5 protein-coding genes are annotated in these 6183 nt (G+C 62.8%); 3 read left to right on the top strand and 2 right to left on the bottom strand.

The genetic code is table 11. The annotated features are described in order from the left end of the window. The 3 genes from AC1D1Z_RS32635 to AC1D1Z_RS32625 form a co-directional block, all read left to right on the top strand. Positions 1-723 (top strand): ABC transporter substrate-binding protein (locus tag AC1D1Z_RS32635; protein ID WP_477852979.1); only part of this gene is annotated, 723 nt, incomplete at its 5' end. 19 nt (positions 724-742) lie between these two features. Continuing rightward, positions 743-2116 (top strand): amidase, encoded by a 1374-nt coding sequence (locus AC1D1Z_RS32630; RefSeq protein ID WP_477852977.1) that lies wholly within the window; start codon positions 743-745, stop codon positions 2114-2116. 45 nt (positions 2117-2161) lie between these two features. Continuing rightward, positions 2162-3130 carry a cyclase family protein gene (locus tag AC1D1Z_RS32625; protein ID WP_018245274.1) on the top strand — a complete coding sequence of 323 codons (969 nt, stop codon included), beginning with the start codon at positions 2162-2164 and terminating at the stop codon, positions 3128-3130. A 213-nt stretch (positions 3131-3343) separates the two neighbouring features. Here the strand turns inward: AC1D1Z_RS32625 and AC1D1Z_RS32620 are convergent, their stop codons facing one another. Continuing rightward, on the bottom strand, positions 3344-4501 hold the full coding sequence (locus AC1D1Z_RS32620; RefSeq protein WP_018245273.1) for an iron-containing alcohol dehydrogenase: 1158 nt from the start codon (positions 4499-4501) through the stop codon (positions 3344-3346). 12 nt (positions 4502-4513) lie between these two features. Beyond that, positions 4514-6183 (bottom strand): nitrilase-related carbon-nitrogen hydrolase (locus AC1D1Z_RS32615; RefSeq protein WP_477852974.1); only part of this gene is annotated, 1670 nt, incomplete at its 5' end.

Raw genomic sequence — 6183 nt, 5'->3', positions numbered from 1 at the left:
AACCAGATGAGCTCCTGGGCAGCACTGCTCGATCCGCGCTGGCACGGGCGCGCTGCACTCGTCAACGAGCCGGCGATCGGCATCTTCGACGCAGCACTTGCGGCGCAGTCGGCCGGGCTGATGACCTTCGACAATCTCGGCAACATGAGCATCGAGGAAATCGACCGGCTGCTGGATATTCTGGAAGAGCGCAAGAAGGCCGGCTTCTTCCGCGGCTTCTGGCGTTCGGCCGAGGACGCGGCGAACCTGATGACGAAGAGCGACACGCAGATCCAGTCGATGTGGTCGCTTGGCATCAGCAAGCTGAACCTGCGCGGCTTCCCAGTCGAACTCGCCAATCCCGCCGAGGGTTATCGCGCCTGGCATGGCGGGCTCTGCCTTTCGAAACGGCTCTCCGGCCGGATGCTCGACGCGGCCTACGACTATCTCAACTGGTGGATTTCGGGCTGGCCCGGCGCGGTGGTGGCCCGGCAGGGCTATTACATGTCGACGCCGGGACGCTCGCGCCCGCACATGACACCGGCCGAGTGGGACTATTGGTACGAGGGCCTGCCGGCTGCGACGGACCTGCCGGGGCCCGACGGGCTCCTCCGCATCAAGGCCGGTGCGGTGCGCAGCGGCGGCTCCTATTGGCAGCGCGCCAATTCGATCGCCGTGTGGAACACGACCATGGATGAACACAATTATCTGGTGCGCCGCTGGATGCAGTTCGTGGCGGCGTGAGCAAAGCGGGAAAGACAGAATGGCACACCCTTACGGCTCTCTCTCGATCGCYCAGCTCTCCGCCCTCATCCAGGCTGGCAGCGTCGATCCGGTCGCTGTGGCCGAACAGKTCTTTGCCGCGATAGAAAGCCATGACGACAAGGCGATCTTCATTTCGCTGACGCGTGAGCGGGCAATGGCGGAGGCCGAAGCTTCATCGAAGCGGCTGAAAGATGGTCGTTCGCGCGGCTTGCTCGAGGGCATTCCGGTCGCCTGGAAGGATCTCTTCGATGTTGCCGGCAGTGTCACGGCGGCGGGGTCGAGGCTGCTTCTTCGTGATCAGGCACCGGCTGCGGTCGACGCTGCCGTCGTCTCCGCGCTGGCTGGCGCCGGCATGGTCGCAGCCGGCCGGGTCAACATGAGCGAGTTCGCCTTCTCCGGCCTCGGCATCAATCCGCATTTCGGCACGCCGAAAAACCCCCGCGGTACTGATGTCGCCCGCATTCCCGGCGGCTCGTCCTCCGGTTCGGGTGTTGCGGTGGCAGCCGGTCTCGTGCCGGTCTCGATCGGCTCCGACACGGGCGGCTCGGTGTGTATTCCAGCGGCGCTGAACGGTATCGTCGGCTACAAGGCGACGCGCGGGCGTTATCCGATGACGGGCGTCTTTCCGCTTGCCGGCAGCCTGGATTCGCTCGGGCCGCTCTGCCGCTCGGTACAGGATGCCGTCTGGGTCGATGCGGCGATGCGTGGGTTGACAGCCCCGACGGCCAGCCACCGTCCGCTTGCCGGGCTCGAACTCGTCATTCCCACCAACGTCGTCTTCGACGAGGCCGAGCCGGGTGTTGTTGCGGCCTTTGAGGCGGCCGTCGCGCGTTTGTCCGCCGCCGGCGTCATCTGCACGCCACTGGAAATCCCGGCCTTTGCGGAAATTCTGCATCTGATGGCAAGCCATGGAGCCCTGGTAACGGCGGAGGCCTACTGGCTGCACCGGGCGCGGATCACCGGGCCGGATGCCGGACTGATCGACCCGCGTGTGGTCTCGCGCACCAGCTTCGGTGAAAAGATCACCCTTTCGCACTACCTCGACATTCTCTCTGCCCGCACGCGGCTGATCGAGGCGGTGGACCGGCTGGTCGGCGACCGGCTGATTGCCTTCCCGACTGTCGCGCATGTGGCACCGCTGCTCGAGCCGTTGAAGACCGACGACCAGCTCTTCATCGCCACCAACGGCAAGACACTGCGCAACACGCTGCTCGGCAATTTTCTCGACTGGTGCGGGGTGTCGATCCCCTGCGGCACGGGTGAAGCCGGCATGCCGGTTGGCTTCCTGCTATCGGGGCTGGCACGCCGCGACGAGCGGCTATTGTCGATGGCGCTCGTCGCCGAACCGGTCATTCGCGGCGAAACGATCTGAAGGTGGCGGCTGCGGCGGCTGCGACGGTCAACAAGGAGACTTGCAATGTGCATGGCGTGTTATGTCGACGAAGCGACCAAGAGCAAGATCATCGCCTACAATGCCGAATTCCATAAGGTGACGAAGAGCCCCTATGGCAGCGACGACGAGATCGGCATGCTGAACCTGATCGACGCCAAGTCGCGTTCCGCAATCATCGGCCGCACCGATGCGTCGAAAGTCTTCGACCTTTCGGTCGACCATTTCGTCGGCATGCCCGGCTGGTTCGGCGCCGGTGACCAGCCCTATCAGATCTGGATGACCCACACGCCGCAGGGCGAGATCGTCGCAAACACCATGGGCGTGACGCGCCAACAGAACGAACTCGTCGGCTATTCCGGCGACAGTATTTCGATGTACACCCATTGTGGCACGCATATCGATACGTTCAACCACTTCGGCTATAACGGCGAGATATTCAATGGCTTCACGGCGCGTGATCACCTCGGCAGCCGCGCCTGGGATATTTGCGGCCCGGAAAAATATCCGCCGATTTTCGCGCGCGGCATTCTCCTCGATATCGCGGCCATGCATGGCGTCGACACGTTGCCGCCGAGCCATGCGATCGGCAAGGCCGACATCGCGGGATGCCTGAAGAAGCAGGGATTGAAGATCCTGCCCGGCGACGTGGTGCTGCTGCGCACCGGCCAGATGCTCCTGTGGCCGGATATGGCCTTCACCCGAAACACGCCCGGCCTCAACCGCGAGGGTGCGGAGTATATCGCCAAGCACGGCGCGCTCATGATCGGCGCCGACAATCTGACGCTGGAGCAGACGCCATCGGCACACGAGCTCAATTTCTTCCCCGTCCATACCTACCTGTTGGCGGAAGCAGGCGTGCCAATCCTTGAGATGGCTTTTCTTGAGGAGCTGGCCGCCGAAAGACTCTACGAATTCGCCTTTTTCGGGGCCTGCATCAAGCTGCGCGGCGCAACCGGCGCACCGATGCGGCCCGTGGCAATGCCTCTGACATGAGTGCGTTAGGGACCCGGTATCCGCACGTCCGGGTCATGTCGATCGGCTTTCGAGCCGAGACCGGCAGTGGGCAACGCTGCCTCCCTTTGTGAAACATTGTGGGACGGCGGCTTTTCGTAGCCGCGCTTTTCTGACGATAGGAAATTTGCTCCACATCTTTTCGTCCGATCCGTATCCTCAACTATGGCGCGATCGTGACAGCAGGGCATCTTCTTACCAAGCCGCCTCATAGATCTGAGTGGCGTCCCACAGCGACACCGTGCGCGGATTGTTGACCAGCAAGCGGGTCTGTTCCATCGCACTTTCCGCTAGCAGGGGAAGCCCGTCCTTGGGAATTCCGACATCGCGCAGGCGTACGGGCAGGTTGAGGCGCACAGGCAGTATTGCCAATCCTTCGACAAAACCGGAAAGCCGCTCAGCCAGACCGGCGGGCCCAAGATGAGGAAAAAGGCAAGGTGCCAGTTCCGCATAGGCATCACCGCACACCGTCGCGTTGAAGCGCAGGACATGCGGAAGGACCAGGCTGTTGGAAAGGCCGTGCGCAACGTGATAGCGGCCACCGATCGGGTAGGCGAGAGCATGGACGGCAGCGACCGGCGAATTGGCAAAGGCCTGACCGGCCAGCATCGCGCCGAGCAGCATCGCCTGCCGGGCGGCCAGATCGGTTCCTCTCATCACTGCGATCTCTAAATTCGCCCCGAGAAGCCGAAGGGCCTCCTTGGCAAGGGAACGGGAAACCGGATTGTTGTTTGCACTCGCGGAGGTGAAAGCCTCGATGGCGTGCACCATGGCGTCAATCCCCGTTGCAGCCGTCACGGCTGGAGGCAGGCCGAGGGTCAACTCCGCGTCGAGAAGCGCCGCATCCGGCAGCAGGACTGGCGATACGACGCCTTTTTTCTCGTATGCGCCCGTGGTGACGATGGAAATCGGTGTGACTTCGGAGCCGGTGCCTGCCGTTGTGGGCACAAGCACCAGCGGCAAGCGCTGCCCGCTGACTTTGCCCACTCCATAGATATCATCGAGCGCTTCGTCGCTTTTGCAGAGCAGAGCCACAAGTTTTGCGACATCAAGCGACGAGCCGCCGCCGATGCCAAGTACACCCGTGGCGCCGAAACCGATCGCCTGCGCCACAGCCGCATGAATGATGGCGTCCGGCGGGTCGGCGACAACACCGGTGAAGATCGATATTTCAGCGCCGCCGTCCGCAAGGCTTGTCAGGGCCGGCTGAACGAGCCCCGCTTTGACGACCCCATCGTCCGAAATCACCATGACGCGCGGTCCAAGCCGGGTTTTCGTCAGCTCCGAAAGCCTCGTGATGCAACCCGGTCCCGCGATGATCTGCGGGACGGTCGCGAATGTGAATGTGGACATCTTGCCGGTCTCTCACTGATGCCATTTGACGAGCGGCTGATAGTGATGCGGCTGGCGCATGACGACAAGATCCTTTCGCCGCACGATGTTCGTCGGATACGGCGTTTCGAGATTGGTGGTGTCGACGGTTGCTGCCGCAATCCCGTCCTCGTCCAGGATTGCCGATTCCTGGCGCGGAAAGGCAAAGGAATCCGGCCCGAACACCGCACTCTTGCCCAGGTATCCCCGCGCCGCATCCAGGACATTGGCGAAGGCGAAATAGACATTGTTCTCGCCGCCGCGCACGCGCAACGCATGCCAGTGGTAGGGATCGGCGCCCTTGGGGATCGGATAGTTATGCGGAATTTTCGTGCCGTTGTGGCCGCCGGTGAAAGTGCCAGCTATGGCTGATGGGCAAGCGACCACGTCGCATCCCAACAGCGCGAGCGAACGGATGGCTTCCGGATAGAGCGCGTCGTGGCCGATCGCCAGACCGACGCGGCCGATCGCTAGATCGTAGACTTTCCATTCGTCGCCGGCCGTCGCCCAGATGTCGGAAATGCCGAGATGCGTCTTGCGGTAGCTTCCCACAAGCCCCTCGGGGCCAGCGAGAACCGCACTGTTATAAACCTTGTCCCCATCCGCCTCGGCAAATCCGGCGACAAGATAGAAACCGAGCTTCATCGCCAGACGAACGAAGGCCGATACCGTCGGGCCCGAGAGCAGCTCCGCCCGGCTTTGCGGCGCCTCCAGTCCGGTCAGCGACAGTTCCGGGAAAACCAGAATGTCCGGCGCTGTTGTTGCCTTCGCCTCGGCTGCCAGATGGGCGATGCGGGCGAGATTGTCTGCGACGACGGAGGAGGGGGCGAACTGGGCGACTGCGGCACGCGATGCGCGTCCGCGCGGGATCGGCTGGTAGCCATAGAGACGGAAGTAGTCGCCCGGGTTCCAGGTGAAGCTGTTGGTCATCATGTTCATGTAGAGTTCGGGCCGGCGGGACTCAAACACCGGTTCGCACAGGACCTCGCGGCGGCGGGCAAGAGCGAGATCGATAGTGCCATAGGCGATCCCGTCGCCCGTATCGATGGATGCGGCGACCGTGCCGTCGGGATCGATCACGCAGCTTCCGCCGGAAAACTGCACGGTTCTCTCGAGTCCCCAACGGTTGCTCTCGATGACATAGCAGGCGTTTTCGAAGGCGCGATTGATCCAGTAGGGTGCCGGCGTGCGCTCCTGCAGCCAGTTGGAGATATGGCAGATGATGTCGGCACCCGCGAGCGCCTCCAGACGCGCCGTCTCGAAGAAGTGCAGATCCATGCAGACCAGCATCGAGATCCGGCCGATTTCCGTTTCGAATACCTCGTGGACGATGTCACCGTTGGCAGCCCATTTCGGCTCCGCAATATAGGGATGTGATTTGCGATGCCGGCCAACGACGCCCTCAGGGCCGATCAGCACGGCGGTATTGTAGTAGAGTTCGCTCGCCGGGTCGACTTCCGGCATGCCGACGACGATATGGCAGCGGTGTTTGCTGGCAATGGCCTGGAAAACATCCGTGGTCGGTCCGGGGATAGTCTCGACGAAAGGTTTCACTTCGGCTCTGTCGAACCAGCAATAGCCGGTCGTTCCCATTTCGGGAGTGACGATCAGGCGCGCGCCTGCCTCCGCTGCCTCCTCGCAAAGGGCTGCCAGCCGGCTGATAT

Source organism: Rhizobium sp. P1_E1 (assembly GCF_056406015.1).
This window is presented reverse-complemented; position numbering and strand designations above follow the sequence as displayed.

Bases quoted from the DNA above. Each gene is read 5' to 3' on its own strand.
- AC1D1Z_RS32625 (WP_018245274.1), top strand. From the start codon at position 2,162: ATGTGCATGGCGTGTTATGTCGACGAAGCGACCAAGAGCAAGATCATC.
- AC1D1Z_RS32620 (WP_018245273.1), bottom strand. From the start codon at position 4,501: ATGTCCACATTCACATTCGCGACCGTCCCGCAGATCATCGCGGGACCG.